Origin of the sequence: Acinetobacter bouvetii DSM 14964 = CIP 107468 (genome assembly GCF_000368865.1) — a bacterium.
In the GTDB taxonomy this organism is placed as follows: domain Bacteria; phylum Pseudomonadota; class Gammaproteobacteria; order Pseudomonadales; family Moraxellaceae; genus Acinetobacter; species Acinetobacter bouvetii.
Genome location: NZ_KB849726.1, coordinates 527,228 through 545,368, shown reverse-complemented (window position 1 = coordinate 545,368; position 18,141 = coordinate 527,228). Strand labels below are relative to the sequence as shown.

At 44.2% G+C, this 18,141-nt stretch carries 16 protein-coding genes; 8 read left to right on the top strand and 8 right to left on the bottom strand.

Annotated elements, in window-relative coordinates:
* Positions 1-104 precede the first annotated feature (104 nt).
* From F941_RS05395 to F941_RS05375, 6 genes are all read right to left on the bottom strand, one after another.
* Positions 105-419 carry a YqfO family protein gene (locus F941_RS05395; protein WP_005008690.1) on the bottom strand — a complete coding sequence of 105 codons (315 nt, stop codon included), beginning with the start codon at positions 417-419 and terminating at the stop codon, positions 105-107.
* Complete coding sequence (locus F941_RS05390) at positions 412-1,116, bottom strand: hypothetical protein (protein ID WP_005008689.1); 705 nt, start codon at positions 1,114-1,116, stop codon at positions 412-414. The genes F941_RS05395 and F941_RS05390 overlap by 8 nt, the downstream gene beginning before the upstream one ends.
* Positions 1,117-1,341: 225 nt before the next feature.
* Entirely contained in the window at positions 1,342-1,470 is a 129-nt protein-coding gene (locus F941_RS16815; RefSeq protein ID WP_004693854.1) for a KGW motif small protein, read from the bottom strand.
* 325 nt (positions 1,471-1,795) lie between these two features.
* Positions 1,796-5,632 (bottom strand): phosphoribosylformylglycinamidine synthase, encoded by a 3,837-nt coding sequence (gene purL, locus F941_RS05385; RefSeq protein ID WP_005008687.1) that lies wholly within the window; start codon positions 5,630-5,632, stop codon positions 1,796-1,798.
* 259 nt (positions 5,633-5,891) lie between these two features.
* Positions 5,892-6,095, bottom strand: coding sequence for a hypothetical protein (locus F941_RS05380; protein ID WP_005008686.1), 204 nt, complete (start codon positions 6,093-6,095; stop codon positions 5,892-5,894).
* 103 nt (positions 6,096-6,198) lie between these two features.
* Positions 6,199-7,827 (bottom strand): arylsulfatase, encoded by a 1,629-nt coding sequence (locus F941_RS05375; RefSeq protein WP_018572464.1) that lies wholly within the window; start codon positions 7,825-7,827, stop codon positions 6,199-6,201.
* A 209-nt stretch (positions 7,828-8,036) separates the two neighbouring features.
* Between F941_RS05375 and F941_RS05370 the strand changes: the two genes are divergently transcribed.
* The 3 genes from F941_RS05370 to ruvB all read left to right on the top strand — a co-directional run bounded on the left by F941_RS05370 (position 8,037) and on the right by ruvB (position 11,377).
* Positions 8,037-9,377 (top strand): deoxyguanosinetriphosphate triphosphohydrolase, encoded by a 1,341-nt coding sequence (locus F941_RS05370; protein ID WP_005008684.1) that lies wholly within the window; start codon positions 8,037-8,039, stop codon positions 9,375-9,377.
* 141 nt (positions 9,378-9,518) lie between these two features.
* Positions 9,519-10,121, top strand: a complete 603-nt coding sequence (ruvA, locus tag F941_RS05365; protein ID WP_005008683.1) for a Holliday junction branch migration protein RuvA — start codon at positions 9,519-9,521, stop codon at positions 10,119-10,121.
* A 248-nt stretch (positions 10,122-10,369) separates the two neighbouring features.
* Positions 10,370-11,377: a Holliday junction branch migration DNA helicase RuvB gene (ruvB, locus tag F941_RS05360; RefSeq protein ID WP_005008682.1), complete on the top strand. Its 1,008-nt coding sequence runs from the start codon at positions 10,370-10,372 to the stop codon at positions 11,375-11,377.
* A gap of 133 nt (positions 11,378-11,510) precedes the next feature.
* On the opposite strand, the gene F941_RS05355 is transcribed toward ruvB, so the two are convergent.
* Positions 11,511-12,371, bottom strand: a complete 861-nt coding sequence (locus F941_RS05355; RefSeq protein ID WP_005008681.1) for a hypothetical protein — start codon at positions 12,369-12,371, stop codon at positions 11,511-11,513.
* 180 nt (positions 12,372-12,551) lie between these two features.
* A complete protein-coding gene (locus F941_RS05350; protein WP_005008680.1) occupies positions 12,552-13,124 on the bottom strand; it encodes a hypothetical protein in 573 nt (190 codons plus the stop codon).
* Positions 13,125-13,424: 300 nt separating this feature from the next.
* Between F941_RS05350 and F941_RS05345 the strand changes: the two genes are divergently transcribed.
* The 5 genes from F941_RS05345 (at position 13,425) to tolA (ending at position 18,091) form a co-directional block, all read left to right on the top strand.
* Entirely contained in the window at positions 13,425-14,774 is a 1,350-nt protein-coding gene (locus F941_RS05345) for an amidohydrolase (protein ID WP_018572463.1), read from the top strand.
* 311 nt (positions 14,775-15,085) lie between these two features.
* Positions 15,086-15,496: a tol-pal system-associated acyl-CoA thioesterase gene (gene ybgC / locus F941_RS05340; protein ID WP_005008678.1), complete on the top strand. Its 411-nt coding sequence runs from the start codon at positions 15,086-15,088 to the stop codon at positions 15,494-15,496.
* A gap of 25 nt (positions 15,497-15,521) precedes the next feature.
* Complete coding sequence (tolQ, locus tag F941_RS05335; protein ID WP_005008677.1) at positions 15,522-16,220, top strand: protein TolQ; 699 nt, start codon at positions 15,522-15,524, stop codon at positions 16,218-16,220.
* On the top strand, positions 16,220-16,669 hold the full coding sequence (tolR, locus tag F941_RS05330) for a protein TolR (RefSeq protein WP_005008676.1): 450 nt from the start codon (positions 16,220-16,222) through the stop codon (positions 16,667-16,669). Before tolQ ends, tolR begins: the two co-directional genes overlap by 1 nt.
* A gap of 3 nt (positions 16,670-16,672) precedes the next feature.
* A complete protein-coding gene (gene tolA, locus F941_RS05325) occupies positions 16,673-18,091 on the top strand; it encodes a cell envelope integrity protein TolA (RefSeq protein ID WP_005008673.1) in 1,419 nt (472 codons plus the stop codon).
* The last annotated feature ends 50 nt before the right edge of the window (positions 18,092-18,141 follow it).

The window sequence follows — 18,141 nt, the reverse complement described above, 5'->3', positions numbered from 1 at the left end:
ATTTTATCAATTTAGTCGCAGAAACTTTATCTGATAAATTAAGTCCTGCCTCAAACAGTTGCGGATGATGTTAACGTGTATCAAATATATTTTTAGATTCATCATTAAAGAACATCGACCATTTGAATAAACTCAAAAGCGGGCTCCTCATAGGGATGGCTTAATGTTAAAGCCTTTGCCACAGCAGAAGCTTTTTCCTCTGGAACGATGGTTTCCACCCGCCACTCTGGAATTTTCTCCAAAGCATCCAACTCACCTATAAACGGATTTGCTCCTTTTACAGGTTTAAACTGGCCTATACCCAAGACCTGCCAAGCACAGTGTTCATAGTTTCCTATGCCACCAGCCCCTGCTTCAAAAATCGCAAGTTTGGTCGTTTCAAGATGAGATTCTGGAACATAGTAGATGAGTTTAAGCATTGATATTGTCTAATTTATCGAGTTTAACTTTTATAGCATATAACTTTGAATATGCTTCAACCCCATCATTTAATTCAGATCGACCTTGTTCAATTGTAAATTTGGGATTTTTTCGAGAAAGGTAATTTTGTATTACTGCATCGCTAATTTTTTCTCTTAATTCTCTCGGTAAATCATAACTTTCGAGTGGATCTGTATGCTTCTTATTTGGTTCATGGATTGTGTACAAATTATTGTATTGAAGACTCAAAATTAATTTTAATGATTTCTCCACATCTAATCTTAAACCAGCTAAACAATTAAATTTTTCAATTTGTTCAACCAAATCACAAAATGAATCAGTACATTCATCTACTATAGAACCATTGCCAAAACCACCTGATCCATAAATACTTTTTTGGACTAATACTCTGAACAAGTCCGTTCTAGCCTCTTTTAACTCTTCTATTGTTTTTTCGGCTTCAGACCTTAATTCTTTTAATTTAACTCCATTTCCTGCAATCGAAAACTCCTGCACCTCTGCAGCGAAAGCGATAATCAGTCCAATTACAGCAAATCCAAAGCTAAAAGCAACAAATTCAGCACCCGATATTTTCTCTAGAGAAATTAAAAGCCATAAGCCGCAAGCTATTCCGAGCAAACCTACAACAACTCCAAAAACTGTATTACCTTTTAATCTGTTCTTTTTTGTTTTCAACGTTTAACTCATAAATTTTACATTTAATACATGATAACAAAAGAAAAAAAATAATTACTAATATTAGATCACATGAGTAGCGACATGGATGTCGCACGTTAGACTGTGGGACAGGACGTCCCATCAGTCTAACAAAAGGGTTTTGTTACTTTTGCCCAATCAAAAGTAAAAATAAAATTCTTATAAAGAAAAAACCGCCTCTCGGCGGTTTTTTAATTCTCAAAATCACATCTGCAACGCATAACCCAAAATTAAAAAGATCAATTGCAAGCTCAAAATCACAGCAAACAACTTCCATCCTTTTTTACGCAACGCAGACTTATCGACTGCTTCATATGTCACTGTTTTAATCATGTCATCACCTCATACATGAGTGTTGATACTGAAATTGTTTAGTGATCCATCTTTCTTCTATACTGCATGATATTTGTGCATTTATTACACAATAGCACGTTCACATCAGTATAAAAGCAAAATCTAAACCAACTTCAGCGGGAGAAATAAAATTAAAAAAACAAAAAACTGCATAAACAAAAAACCACCCGAAGGTGGTTTAAAAACGCTGGAAATTATATGAGTAAAATCAAATATTCACAACATTTATTATATCTTTTGATAAATTTCAGTCTTAAAAAAGCCACCCGCAGGTGGCTCTTTATTCAGATGAATTTATACAAAATTAACCAATGAACTTACGCGCATTGCGGAACATGCGTAACCATGCACCATCTTCAGTCCATTCTTCCGGTTTCCAAGAATGCTGGATGGCGCGGAAAGTACGTTCCGGATGCGGCATCATAATCGTTGCTCGGCCATCTTTAGAAGTCACAGCAGTAATCGCTTCTGGTGAACCATTCGGGTTCATTGGATAGTGCTGCGTTGGATTCCCTTGGCTATCAACATAACGCAAGCTTACCTGGTTGCCTGCATTTAACGCGGCAATCTTATCCGCAGTCGCAACCACTCGGCCTTCACCATGCGCAACCGCGATTGGTAAAATCGAACCTTCCATACCCTCTAACAAGATTGAGTTGGATTTTTCAACACGAACGTTAACTGCACGTGCTTCAAACATCTCAGAAGTATTGCGGTGGAAACGCGGCCAAGCTTCAGCACCCGGAATCAGCGGAGCCAATTGCGACAACATTTGACAGCCATTACAAATACCAAGAGAGAACGTTTCGTCACGGTTGAAGAATTTTTCAAATTGGTCACGAAGTTTCGGGTTGAACAAAACTGATTTCGCCCAGCCGCCGCCAGCGCCCATGACGTCACCGTAAGAGAAGCCGCCGCATGCCACAAGGCCTTCAAAGTCATCTAGGCTGATACGGCCTGCAAGCAAGTCGCTCATGTGCACGTCTACAGTGTTGAAACCCACTTTGTCGAATGCCGCAGCCATTTCAACATGACCGTTTACGCCTTGTTCACGCAGAATCACCATGTTTGGACGGCGTTCGTTGATGTATGGTGCTTCGATTGGCTCGTTCAAATCAAATGTTGGTTTTGCAATTAAACCTGCATGAGATTTGTCTGCAATTAACGCATATTCTTGATCTGCAGTTTCAACGTTGTCGCGTAAACGTTGGATTTGATGTGATACTTCAGTCCATGCTTGTTGTAAATCAGCACGGTCTAAGCTCAAACCATTAACAGTTAACGTATCTGTATCATTTACAGTACCGACAACTGCAATTGCATCTTTTAAAGTAGATGCCGCAACTTCTTCTGCAAGTGTTGCCCAATCAGACGCACTGATTTGAAGCACTGCACCAATTTCTTCTGCAAATAAACTTGCAGTTGATTGATCTTCTAAAGCCACACCGAGACGTGCTGCAAACATCATTTCCGCAACAGTTGCAAGTAAACCACCATCACCGATGTCGTGGTAAGCCTTAATTAAACCGCGGTTGTTCCAGTCTTGAACCAATGCAAAGAATGCTTTGAAGTCATCAAAACTATCCACATCAGGTGTCACTGAACCAATGGCTTTATAGACCTGAGCAAGGATCGAACCGCCTAGACGGAACTGACCTTTAGAAAGATCAATACGGACAAGTACTGATTCTTCATTTTTCAATTCAGGCGTTAAGGTTTTACGTACATCAGTCACTGGAGCAAAGGCTGTGATTACACCTGACATCGGTGAAGTCACCGATTTGTCTTCGCCTTCATCATTCCAAGTCGTACGCATAGACAATGAGTCTTTACCCACTGGAATTGCAATACCCAGTGCAGGACACATTTCCATACCGATGGCTTTTACACCTTCGAATAAAGCTTGGTCTTCACCTTTCTGTCCTGCTGCCGCCATCCAATTTGCAGACAATTTAATGTCACTGATCTGGTCGATTTTTGCAGACATAATATTCGAGATCGACTCTGCAACCGATAAACGTGCAGATGCCGCAGGATTTAACAAGGCAACAGGCGGACGTTCGCCCATCGCCATTGCCTCACCTGTATAACCTTGTAAGCTTGTTGTAGTGACTGCTGCATCTGCAACAGGAACCTGCCAACGACCTACAAACTGATCACGCGCAACCATACCTGTAATTGAACGGTCACCAATGGTGATCAGGAATGATTTGGATGCAACCGTTGGATTTTTAAGCACACGGTAAATTGCATCTTTCAAATCTGTGACTTTAGATGCATCAAAGTCGTCGCCTTGACGTTCAATGGTTTCATACGAACGGCTCATGCGCGGTGTGCCGCCCAGCATGACTTGCATTGGCATATCCACGGCTTTGTTATCAAACAATGGATCGTTCACTGTCAATTGACGCGCTTCTGTTGCTTCACCTAAAACGGCAAACGGACAACGTTCACGTGCACATAGTGATTCAAATAGTTCTAATGAGCTTGGACGAATCGCCAATACATAACGCTCTTGCGCTTCGTTTGACCAGATCTCCATTGGAGACATGCCCGGCTCAAGTGATGGAATCTTACGCAAATCAAGAATCGCACCCAGTTCGTGGTCATTCACCAACTCAGGCATTGCATTGGAAATACCGCCTGCACCCACATCATGCACGGACACGATTGGGTTGAAGTCTTCCATGCGCCAGCATGCATCAATCACTTCTTGGCAGCGGCGTTCCATTTCAGGGTTTTCACGCTGTACAGAAGCGAAATCCAGGTTTTCACCGAGTTTACCGCTGTCCACAGAAGATGCCGCACCGCCGCCAAGGCCGATCAGCATTGCAGGGCCACCAAGGACGATCAATAAATCGCCTGGTTGAATCGCATCTTTTTCCACGTGGTCTGGACGGATGTTGCCGTAACCACCGGCAATCATGATTGGCTTATGGAAGCCTTTCACATCGCCATTCACATTTTGTTCAAAAGTACGGAAGTAACCGTTTAACGCAGGACGGCCAAACTCATTGTTGAACGCAGCGCCGCCCAAAGGCCCTTCAATCATGATTTGAAGTGGAGATGCCATACGCGATGGTTTGCCGTAGTTTTCTTCCCAAGGCTGTTCAAAGCCTGGAATGTTCAAGTTAGACACGGTAAAGCCTGTTAAACCTGCTTTTGGCTTACCGCCACGGCCTGTTGCGCCTTCATCACGGATTTCACCGCCCGAACCGGTCGCAGCGCCCGCAAAAGGCGCAATCGCTGTTGGGTGGTTATGCGTTTCCACTTTCATCAGGATGTGAGCGGCTTGGCTCTTGTATTTATAAACGTGGTGACCCGTCGCCTCATCTTTCTTCGGATAGAAACGCTGAGTATCAAAACCAACGATCACCGAAGCATTGTCTTTATATGCTGACAATACATCTGTCGGTGATTCTTTATAAGTGTTTTTAATCATTTGGAACAATGACAATGGCTGTTTTTCACCATCAATTGTCCATTCCGAACCAAATATTTTATGACGGCAGTGCTCAGAGTTAGCTTGAGCAAACATCATCAGTTCAATATCGTGCGGATTACGGCCGAGCTTGTTAAAAGCAGCGACTAAATAATCAATTTCTTCATCAGAGAGCGCAAAACCAAACTCAGAGTTGGCTTTTACTAAAGCATCTTTACCCTGACCTAATATGTCAATTGTGTTTAAAGGCTTTGGTTCAGTTTCAGAGAACAATGCCGCAGCGTCTTCAATTTGGTTGAATACACTTTCAGTCATGCGGTCATGCAAAACTTGTTTCACTGCATCCGATACTTCAGAAATACCTTTTAAAGTAAACAAAACACCGCGTTCTAAGCGGTGTATCGGGGTATTGCAGTTGGCAAAAATATCCGTTGCCTTTGATGACCACGGCGAGATTGTGCCTACACGCGGTGTCACAAGGACTTGAACTTCATCACTTGCCGCTTGGCGAACTTGGAAGGTTGCGCCATCATTCAAAAGCTGCAAAGCAGATTGCTGTTGTTGCTCGTCGAGCGCTTGGTCGAAAAGGTAAACCCATTGGCTTTCTATTGATTGAACAGAACTGATTGACGCAAGGCGTGTTAATAGTTGTGTTTGCTTAAAAGAAGAGTGTGCAGGTGCACCGGCAACGATAAACATGCTGTTTTTGGCTCCACGGGCAGGTCTTTTGAACCATGCCGCAATGTGACTTGAAGAGAGCGCATATTCTACTGTGTATTGGCAGAATCAGCTAGATAGAAAATCACCAATATTGGGCTTTATCACCACAAAAATTAGTTCAAACCCTTATTTATCAATCTAAAAAAATTATCAACTTGAAAACTCAGCAAAAAAATTAATTTTTAATCTGTATCAAAAAGTGAAGCCGCCTTTGAGCGGCCTGACCGTTTAAAAGTGATTAAGGGTGCGGCGGCATTCCATTTTGTTTAATCGCCCGCTCAAGATTTAGGCCAATCTGATCAAGGCTATGACAATCTTGGTGATAACACAGCGCAAACGCTGATACATCACCGTTCATTTGCTGATTCAGCAAAATCAGATGGAACGCCAATACCAAAATGTTACGGCGCCTTTGCAAAAAGCCGCGCAGTGCCGCTGCCATTTAAAGTTGATCCTTTTTCTTTTAACCTTGATATTCTTTGCTTCAGCGGCGTCAAAGAGAAGCTAAAAAAGTTTGTAACGATTATCTTTATAAACGGATTCAATTATGCGATTTTCACCTGTGCCTGCTGGCCAAATTCAATGACACCATTGTCTTTGACATACACTTTCCAATCCGCCAATAATTCTTGTAATTTTTCAGGATAACGCTCGGCTAGATCCTCTGTTTCCCCCGCATCTTCAGCCAAATTGTATAGTTGCCACTGGTTTGGGCCATTCGGCGCTGGAATGAATAAGGCCTTCCAATCGCCTTTGCGCAACGCTTTTTGCCCAAACAGCTCCCAACCGGTGATGTGATCTTTCTCATGAATATGATCTTGCTGCTTATTCAAATACGGCAAAATGCTTTGTCCACGCAAGGGTACCAATTGGCGGCCTTTGTAACGCCCCCCCGGATGCTGAATCTGCAGGGTTTCCAATACAGTGGGCAAGACATCCATCACCGTTAAAAACTCATGGCTAATATCCTGCTGCCGCGCAAAGGCTTGATGCTTAATAAAAGCTGGCGTACGGATTCCGCCCTCACTGGTATGCGCTTTATAAAGCCGCGATGGCGCAGTGGCTGCTTGCGCCCAATGTTCGCCATACCAAACATATGAATTGCCATGACCGATATTCTCTAAAGCATTGTCATAATATTTATCAATCACGGCAGAAATGTCAGGGCCAAATACCGGCAATGCCTCCAGCTGCGCGCCTTCAGCGCCATTATCAGATAAAAAGATGATAATGGTATTGTCATATTGCTGGGTCTGTTTTAAATATTTAATGACGCGGCCGACATTCTGATCCAGGCGATCGACCATGGCTGCGTAGACTTCCATTGTCCGTGCAGAAAACTGTTTTTCAGCTTCCGTTAAATTTTCCCAAAATTTAGTTTGCGCCAATACAGGATGAATAGTGGCATTTGAGCTGACCAGGCCTAATTTTTTCACTTGCGCTAAACGCTTTTGACGCAATACCTCTGGCCCTGCATCATAAACACCCTGATATTTTTGAATATCTTCCGGATGCGCCTGCAAGGGCCAATGCGGTGCAGAAAAAGGCAAATAGGCAAAAAATGGGCGTGTTTGGCGGCTGACGTCATCTTGTAAATAATCTAATAAACGGTCTGTAAAATAGTCAGAAGAATAAAAATCTTCTGGCAATGACGTAACATATTCATCATTTTCTGCATATAGGCCACGGGTCACTTTTAATAGGCCTGGAATTTCCTTTTCAGGAATATCGGCTTCAAACGCATAATGATTGGCTGCGCCTGGCAGTAAAGTAAATGATTTTTCAAAGCCGCGGCGTGCAGGAAAGCGTTCGGGCGTTAAACCCAAATGCCATTTCCCGGACATAATGGTGTAATAGCCTGCATCCTTTAACAGCTCAGGCAATGCTGCCACTTGATCATTTAAATAACCTTCATAACCTGTCTGGCCTTTTTGCTCAGGATGAATGGCTTCAGCCATTGCGCCTAAACCCGCTAGATGATGATCTGTGCCAGACAGCAGCATAGACCGCGTGGGTGAACACGTAGACGCTGTATGGAAATTGGTGAGCCTTAGCCCTTCCAAGGCAATGGCGTCTAAATTTGGAGTATGAATTTCGCCGCCAAATGCACCAAGGTCAGAAAAGCCAAGGTCATCGGCAACAATAAGTAAAATATTCGGCTGTTTTGCTGACATGCTATTTTCATCATTTATATAAGAACATGTGCTTAATCTGCCTGAAATCGGCACGTTCAGCCTGTCAAAAACTTGACATTCTCTAGCTCAATTTTTGCAAAGTTAATTACAGTTTCACCCTATTAAAGTGACAGTATATGACGCCTTACCCTAGTTCTTTTTCTGCAAATTTGGCATGATGTTTTGAGTAAATAACTGAATAACGATAAATGATGCAAATGCGTTGGCTAGAACTGCTCTCAACAATCCGTATTGGAAGTAAAAAACAAAATACCGAATTGGCGCGCAGCCCATTTCACAAAGATTATGACCGAATTATTTTTTCGCAAAGCTTTCGCCAGCTGAACCGAAAAACCCAAGTCCATCCGCTGACTCAGCACGACGGCATTCATACCCGTTTAACCCATTCACTTGAAGTGTCGTGCATTGGACGCTCTCTCGGCATGCTCGCAGCGGAAAAAATCAAAGATGAACTGCCGATTTGGATTTCCCCTGCCGATGTCGGAGCCATTATTCAGGCGGCCTGTTTAGCGCATGATATTGGCAACCCGCCGTTTGGCCATGCAGGTGAATACGCCATTCGTGAATGGTTTGACGATGCCTCCCATGGCAACTTTTTAGAAAAGCTTTCCGCAGAAGAACAAGCCGATGTCCGCCAGTTTGAGGGCAATGCCCAAGGCTTACGCCTGCTGACGAAAATTGACTACCATCCGAATGATGGCGGCATGCGTCTAACCTATGCAACGCTGGGGGCTTATTTAAAATATCCATGGCTGTCTAAAACCATCGAGTCGCAAGGCAACACGCCCGCCAGTCAACGTGCCAAATTTGGCTGCTATCAGGCGGAAAAAGAAATCCTGCAGCAAATCGCAGAACAGCTCGGACTGATTCAACTGGGTAATTATCACTATTGCCGCCATCCGCTGACTTATTTACTTGAAGCTGCAGATGACATTTGCTATGCCCTGATTGATCTGGAAGATGGCATTATTTTAAACATGCTGTCTTATGAGGAAGTTGAACCGATTTTTTTAAGCTTGCTGGGTGAATATAGTGCGCCAACTGAACTGACGATGCCAGATACCACCTGGCAGCAAAAAATTGCAGCGTTGCGCGGACGGGTGATGAAACGTCTGGTTGAAGAAGTCACATCGGCTTTTGCCAAGCATCATTTTGAAATTTTAAGCGGGCAACTGGCTGGTAGCTTACTGCAATACTGCGCTGCTGATATTGAGCTAGGCATTAACCGTGCGAAAGATTTAGCGCGCGATAAAATATTTGAGCATCCGCAAAAAGCCGGTTTGGAAATTATTGCCCATCAAAGTTTGCAGAACATTTTAGATGCCTTTATTCCGCTGACCACGCCGCATAAAACGTTAAGTTTTAAAGAGCAGCGCTTAATGGCTATTTTATGCCGTTCGGGTGCGCATTTTGGCAGTAACCATTATGAAAATATCATGCAGGTCTTAGATATTATTTCTAAGTTTTCAGACCACCAAGCCTATAACTTGTCTCAAGAGCTGCAAGGCAATAAGGCCGGCTTAATTTAACCCAAAACGTTAAAATGAAGCTGTGCAATATGGATTAAGCAGTAAATAGTCTAAATTGCGCTTTTTTAGTTCTCGGCATTTTGTATTTCACCGCAATGCCGATTACTATTCTTTTCATCAACCTAGAAGTGAACAAATTCCATGATCGGATGTTTAATTGGCGAAGTGCTTGCACTGGAAATTTCCACAGTGCTTTTGAATGTGAATGGCGTGGGTTATGAAGTAGATACGCCGCTGTCTACATTCTGCCAGTTGCAAAAAGGTCAGAAAGTTACCTTATGGACGCATTTAGTGGTCCGTGAAGATGCGCAGCTGCTGTTCGGCTTTGCCAATGCGCAGGAAAAAACTATTTTCCGCACCCTGCTCAAAGTCAACGGCGTCGGACCCAAAATGGCGCTGGCGATTCTGTCGACGTTAAGCGTAGACATGCTGATTCATACTGTAGAACAGGGTGATGTCAAAACTCTGGTTAAAGTTCCAGGCGTAGGTGCAAAAACAGCAGAACGCTTGATGATTGAACTGCGTGACCGCTTCAAAACAATGTCATCCAGCTCAGCGCCAAGCAACTCAACCGCTGAGCAAATCCAGTTTACGGGCAACTCTGCCGTTGCAGAAGCCGAAGCGGCCTTACAGTCTTTAGGTTATAAGCCTGCAGAAGCACAGAAATTGGTGAATGCAGCCAAAGGGGATTTTACCGAAGCCAGCGACATTATCCGTGCAGCTTTAAAATCGATGAATAAATAACTTCATAATTTGAAGTTATAAATAAAAGTAGATGTAGTGAAAGGCAGCATGGATGCTGCCGCAGAAATATGGCATATGGACATGCCATTATTTCTGCAAAGGGTTTTGTTACTTTTGCCCTGTCAAAAGTAAAGCATCGCCTATGCGGAAGCAGTGAATATCTCTCATTATTCGCGGCCGTGCAATTAAATGTGGTATTTATGACCATAATGCGACAATCGAATTCACGAAAATAGAACTGACTTAATATGCAAGACCGTCTCATCGGTGGTTCCGAAAAACCCGAAGACCACTTCGACCGCGCCATCCGCCCGACCTCACTCGATGACTACATCGGGCAGCCTGTGGTCCGTGAACAAATGGAAATCTTTATCGGCGCCGCGCGCGGCCGTGAAGAAGCGATGGATCACACCCTGATTTTTGGCCCGCCAGGTTTAGGCAAAACCACACTGGCCAACATCATTGCCCGTGAGATGGGCGGCAACCTCAAATCAACTTCCGGCCCTGTTTTAGAACGCGCTGGTGATTTAGCGGCAATGCTGACCAATCTTGAAGAAGGCGATGTGCTGTTTATTGACGAAATTCACCGCCTTTCCCCCGTGATTGAAGAAATTCTTTATCCTGCTATGGAAGACTACCAGCTGGATATTATGATTGGTGAAGGCCCTGCTGCCCGTTCGATCAAACTGGATTTGCCGCCATTTACCTTAGTGGCAGCCACGACCCGTGCCGGCCTTCTGACCTCTCCGCTGCGCGACCGTTTTGGCATTGTGCAGCGCTTAGAATTTTACAGCGTTGCAGACCTGACTCATATTGTGACGCGTTCAGCCAATTTGATGGATGTGCCTATTTCCAAAGACGGCGCTCAAGAAGTTGCACGCCGCGCGCGCGGAACGCCGCGTATTGCCAACCGCCTGCTGCGCCGCGTACGTGACTATGCACAAGTCAAAGGCACGGGCGAAGTAACGCAAGACATGGCGCAACGTGCTTTAGATATGCTCAATGTCGATAAAGATGGTTTAGACACACTCGACCGTCGCTATTTAAACATGCTGCTGGAGCGCTTTGACGGCGGGCCTGCCGGTGTCGAGGCTTTGGCAGCAGCCATGGCGGAAGACTCAGGTACGCTTGAAGATGTGATTGAACCGTATTTGATTCAGCAAGGTTACGCCATGCGCACAGCACGCGGCCGTATTGCCACCAATATGGCCTATTTGCAGTTTGGCATGACGCCGCCTGAGCCAAAAGAAAAATGATTTAAAAAGGGAGCGAGTCTCCCTTTTTTTAGATACCCGCTTAAACAAGAATGTTTGATGTTACAAATACATATAAAATATTAAAAATTGAATTGATAATCAGATCATCATAGGTATGTTTATAGCTGTCATGTTATACACCTTTAAAATTTTTAGGTTCGACAATAAAACCCAGCATCATTTTTTTTGCTTTTAGTTGAATGATTTTCCAATCCTGCAAATGAACCTTTTGAAATATAGTAGTAACACGAGCTTTCATTTCAGGTTCTAAAATAAATTCTTGTTTACATTTACGTGCTATAGGGTATTCTGAATCTCCACATGTAATTAAGGTAAGTACCTTTCCTGTTTCATTTTTTTCAACATATAAATCATCTATATTGTATAAAGCATTAGACCCCGTATTTTTAGCCATCAATTTCTTATTTTGTTTTACCCACTCAGGATGGGGCACATATTTTTGTAGACCATATTCATACTCATCAGTGGGCAAATATATATGCATAAAATAGAATTCTTCTAATATTTTTTTTGATGATATTTTTGTCTCTAATGTTGAGTTTATTAGTCTCGTTGATAAATCACCGTTATAATGTCTATCTGCATATACACTTACACTTACCCAATGATTATCAGGCAAGTTAATTTCTGCGTTATATTGTTTTTCTGAATACGGTGATGCTTTATAATAAACGACTAAAACTAATCCATCGGTATAACGCATATCAAACCCAAAGGCTTGAATTTTAGATTGGTGGGTTCGCGTTTGACGTTTATATTTCTTACCTGTTACAAAGCCTGTATTATCTTCATATTCTACCCATGGGGCTTCTCTACCAAGATTAACGGGTTTTCCTCCCAAATCTCCAACACTATAACGTGCACCATATTGGTCACGTGGTGTTATAAACTCTTGAGTTTCTGGTTCTTTATTTAAATCACAAGCTGTTAATAAAAGTACGCTGAGGCCTATTCCTAAAATTTTCCTTACCATAAAACAACTCACTCTTATTTTTTTATTTTAGATCGTAAAGACTGTGGTCTCACTTTTCCACTTCAGCAAACAATAAAAAGGTCTGATTCACATAATTCACCACACCAAATATTTTGTTTATGATCTATCTCAATTGTGCAGGATGCTTGAAGGAGTCTTATGCCGTATCTGCTGTTGATCTTATAGCTTCCGCACCTCTTCCACCAACATCAGCTCACAGGCCTCATTTCCTGTATCTTCACGGCTAAGGGAGCTGCGCCATGTCCATCCGTCTTGAGCTTTTACTTCAACCAACTGCCCTTTTAAATAAATCAGGTCATCTTGATCAATTTGAGCCAGTTGTTTGGCAATCGCTTTAGTTGCAGGAATTAAATGCGTATTCGCGCTGTGTGTTGAAATTTCATTGATAGGTATAGGCGGTGAGTTTTCATAACGCCAGTAATACCAGCGATTGCTCTGACTGATAGATAACTGCTTATAAACAGCAGGATTGGTCATACTTCCCCATCCCAAAGCAAAATCAACCGGACTAATTTCAGCCTCTCGTCCAAAACGATAATCTTCGCGTGATAAAACCCGGAACTCCCCCGCATAAGGCTCCAAATTCGTCATGCTATAGCCATCAAACTGATGAACACCTTCAGCCGATTGATAATCAGCTGCATCTGAAATCCCTTGATCAGGTTTCAGCCAATATGACCAAAGCATAAAAGCCATGGCAATCATGATGACAAATTTAAAAAAAAGATTCATTTAGTACTCTAATACTGCACAGAGCTGTAATGGCTCCATTATCAATTGAATTAAATCGCTGTATCTCAAAGCGAAAAAAGTGTGAACCTAAATGCATAAAACTTAATTTCATATAAAACACATAAATCTACAATACCGAGTACAAAATAAAATTTTGGTATTTCAATCACTAAAACAGAATATACCTTGAAAGTATCTATTTAATACTTAAAGGGTTTTATCTAGATTTCATTCAGTATGCGATGCTAGAGAATCACTTTAATCATTTCAAACTCTTCAGGATTGTCCCAAGATATGAACATGTACAAGCAGATTTCTCTTTGCCTGCCGCTGATTTTTTGCAGCCAATTTACCCTTGCAGACTGGATTGATGACGCCGCCAAAAATACCGAAAGCCATGCCATTAAATTACGGCAGCATATTCACCAGCATCCAGAATTGGGCAATATGGAGTTCAAAACGTCTGAACTGGTACAAAAGGAATTAAAATCTTATGGCATTGACGTCCGCAAAGGCTATGCTAAAACTGGCGTAATTGGCGTTTTAAAAGGCGGAAAACCTGGCCCCGTCATGGCGCTTCGCGCTGATATGGACGCCCTGCCCATCGAAGAAAAAACCGGTCTGCCATTTGCCAGTAAAACCAAAGCCATTTATCAAGGCAAAGAAACGCACGTGATGCATGGATGCGGCCATGATGCGCATACTGCAATGCTCTTAGGCGCCGCCAAAGCGCTGGCGGCCAATAAAGATAAAATCGCCGGAACCATTGTTTTTGTGTTTCAGCCGGCAGAAGAAGGCGGAGCCGATATCGACAACTTCACCCAAGGCAGCCAAATCGGCTCCCGCAAAATGATTGCCGATGGCGCATTGAACAATCCAAAACCAGAAGTCATTTTTGGCATGCACGTTATGGCAGGCATGCCCAGCGGCAATATCTTCTACAAAGACGGCGCCATTTTAAACAGCGCCGACCATTTGCGTATTCAGGTAAATGGCAAGCAAGTGCATGGCTCTATGCCATGGCTGGGCCGCGACCCGATTTATGCCTCATCGCAGATGATCAGCAATATGCAAAGCTTAGTCAGCCGCAGAACAGATTTAACCAAAGGCATGGGCGTGGTCAGCATAGGCAGCATTCAAGGCGGCACTACAGGCAATGTCATTCCAGAACTGGTGAATATGGTCGGCACCATCCGTTCCAACAATGAAGATATCCGTCAAGGCATTTTAAAAGATTTACCCACGCTGATCGAACATAATGCACAGGCCAACGATGTGACCGCGAAAGTTGAAATTGCGCCTTATGCGCCTGTCACCAGCAACGATAAAACACTGACCAAACTAATGCAGCCTGCTTTGGCGCAAGTCAATGGCGAAGGGAAATTGCATGTGCTCGACAGCAATGCCAGCGCCAGTGAGGACTTTGCCTATTATGGGCAACTCATGCCTTCCTTGTTTATCTTTATCGGCGCAACTCAATCAGATCAAGATATGTCAAAGGCTGCGCCCAATCATAGCCCGCTGTTTTCGGTCGATGATGCCACCTTGAAAACAGGCATAGAAAGCCATATGCGCTTTGTGATGGAATATCCCAAAGCAGCTGCACAAGTGCAAAATGCATGGCAGCGGCAGCAAAGCCCTGCAAAATAAAATATAAAGAAAAAAAGGTGAATTGTTCCTGTTCACCTTTTTAATGGCTGTGACCGCCATTTCATCTGCAATCTTCCGCAAAACCGCATAAATAAATATCAATTTACAGCAGTATTATGCGAAACATAAAGCACACAAGCGCCTAGGATTTGAAATCTTGTGCCATTGGAGTGAATTTTCAGAGTGCTAAACTGCCCGTCATTGACGCACTTGACGATTTATTGATTTGAAGTCATGTTTAAAACATGCCGATTTCATATTCTCAGTGCAGCTAAAAACTCATCAGATTTAGAAACAGACGGAACACTCTCATGGCGAATAAATTCGAGTTCAATATTCGTGTCTATATTGAAGATACAGATGCAGGCGGCATTGTTTACCACGCCAACCACATCCGCTTCATGGAGCGCGCACGTACTGAATGGCTTCGCGCATCAGGCATTAGCCACTATTGGCATCAAAAAGACTACAACTTTGTTGTGCATAAAATAAATGTGAAATATTCACGCCCTATACTCATGGATGACCTGATTACTGTTACAGCAAGTGTAGTTTCATGTAAATCAACGTCATTTGTATTGCAACAAAATATTTATCGTGGTGAAATCATGCTTGCTTCCGGCGAAGTCGAATTGGCCTGCATCAGCGTAGACGGCATGCGTCCAACACGGCTTCCGGAGGAAATCCGCAAACTGATTCTGAAAGAATTGGAACAAGATTAAAAAAATTAATTGGCTCAATGTAACTATGGCAACTCAACTAGAATCTACCCTTCACGTATCAGATTTAATTTTACAAGCAAGTCCTGTTGTACAGCTGGTAATGCTTCTGCTCTTATTAGCCTCGCTGTACAGCTGGTATCTGATTGCCAAGTTGCATATGAGCTACAAAAAGGCGCAGGCCGATGATGATCATTTTCAAAAAATCTTCTGGTCTGGCGCCGAACTGAATACCCTTTACAACAATGCGCAGCTCAACTCAAAGCGGGTTGGCCTGGAAGATATTTTCTATCAAGGCCTCGGTGAATTTTTAAAGCTGAAAAAACGCAATGCGCCTACAGCGCAAAGCATTGAAGGCACAGAGCGTATTTTGCGCGTCGGCCTGAGCCGTGACCAAGGTGGCTTAGAGCAAGGCTTGGGCTCTTTGGCCAGCATTGGTTCTGTAGCGCCTTACGTCGGCTTATTTGGCACAGTTTGGGGCATCATGAATGCATTCATTGGTTTAGCCCAAGTTGAGCAAGTCACTTTGGCAACCGTTGCCCCGGGTATTGCCGAAGCATTGATTGCCACTGCAATTGGCCTATTTGCCGCTATTCCTGCCGTGTTGGCATTTAACCATTACACAGCCAAAGGTGAAGCCGTCTATTCAGACCGTGCGCTTTTTGCTGAAGAAATGGTGGCCTTGCTGCAGCGCCAGTCATTGGGTTCTGATCAGGAACAGCACTGATGGCTATTCAACGTTCAGGACGCTTCGAGCGCATCAAAAAACCGCTGAAAAGCGATATGAATGTCGTGCCTTACATTGACGTCATGCTGGTGCTTTTAGTCATCTTCATGGTCACTGCGCCCATGATTACGACTGGCGTTAAAGTGGACTTGCCGCAAGCCAACAGCAGCCCGATTCAGTCTGAAGACCGCCCTGCTATTGTGACCTTAGAAGCGGATGGCGCCATTAGGCTGGAAGACAGCGCCCATAAGAATGAAGTGCTGACTTTAGAAGAACTGAAAACGGCGCTGACAAATGCGCAGACACAGGCTCAGGCCAATAATAAACAGCTCAGCGTCCTGATTAATGGCAGTGAATCCCGCCCTTATGGTGAAGTCATCAAACTGATGTCTGCACTGCAGGATGCAGGATTAGCACAGGTTGGATTGCTGACAGAGCCGCTAAAGTAATTTATGAAAGATTTTAAAAAGCCACCTTTTAAACAAAAAGCGACTGCAGCTGGATTCACCATCGGTATCCATGTGATTGCAGTTGTGGGCTTGCTTTATCTGGGCATGAGCAAACCGCCTGAGCCGCCCAAGCAAATTAAAACGGTGCTGGTGAAGCCAGAAGATTTAAGGCCAGTGACCCGAGAAGAAACAGAGTTTACTGAAACCACGCATGAAAATGTCGCCGTCGAGGTCACTCAAACCGCAGAGCCCAGTGTAGAGCCGGCACCCGTCATTCCTGCTGCACCGCCGCCTGCGCCGGCAGCATTGCCAAAACCTGACACGGCAAAAGCAGCGCTTCAAGCTCAAGCTGCTGAAAAAGCTGAACGCCTAGCCGCAGCCGAAGCATTGCGCGCTGAACAAAAACGCCAAGCTGATGAAGCCGCCAAGCTGAAAGCCCTAACAGAAGCTAAAGCTCAGGCGGATGCTAAAGCTGAGGCTGCGCAGCGCAAGATAGATGCAGATGCTAAAGCGAATGCCGAAGCAGCCCAACGCAAAGCCGCAGCTGAAGCAAAAGCAGCTCAGGCCAAAGCCAGTGCAGCTGAGACAAAACGCAAAGCAGATTTAGAAGCGAAACGTCTAGCCGAGAATGCCAAATTAAAAGCGCAGCAAGATGCAAAAGCCAAAGCCGCTTTAGATACAGAAAAACGCAAAGCAGACGCTGAAGCTAAAGCAGCGGCAGCTGCGAAAGCGCATGCCGATGCAAAAGCGAAGGCTGCCGCTCAGGCCAAAGCCAATGTAGACGCCGCTAAACGCAAAGCAGATGCTGACGCAAAAAATAAAGCCGCAGCCGATGCAAAAGCCAAAGCTGACGCTCAGGCCAAAGCCAATGCAGACGCCGCTAAACGCAAAGCGGATGCAGACGCAAAAAATAAAGCCGCAGCTGATGCAAAAGCAAAAGCCGACGCTCAGGCCAGAGCCAATGCAGACGCCGCTAAACGCAAAGCGGATGCAGACGCAAAAAATAAAGCCGCAGCCGATGCGAAAGCCAAAGCAGATGCCAAAGCCAGATCCGATGCAGAAGCACGTGAACGGGCAGCCGAAGAAGCCAAAGCCTCATCTGCTAAAAAAGCAGCTGAAGAAGCGGCGCAGAAAAAAGCTGAAGCGAAAAAGATTGCATCAACGGCCAAGAGAGATTTTGAAAACAAAATCAAACGCGTTTGGGATACTCCAACCGACTCCGCTGGCAAAACGGCCACCGCCCGCATTACGTTAACTGAAAGCGGTGCGGTGCGTTCAGTGATTGTCTCATCCAGCGATCCAGACATGAAGGCCAGTATTGAAGCAGCTGTACGAGCGGCAGCGCCGTATCCAATGCCTTCAGATCCAGATGCGCGCCGCGAAGCGCAGAATCTGACATCCACCTTTAGATCTTCAAATTGATATAAATCCCCCCTGATTCGTCAGGGGGATTTTTTATAGGACGAAGCCCT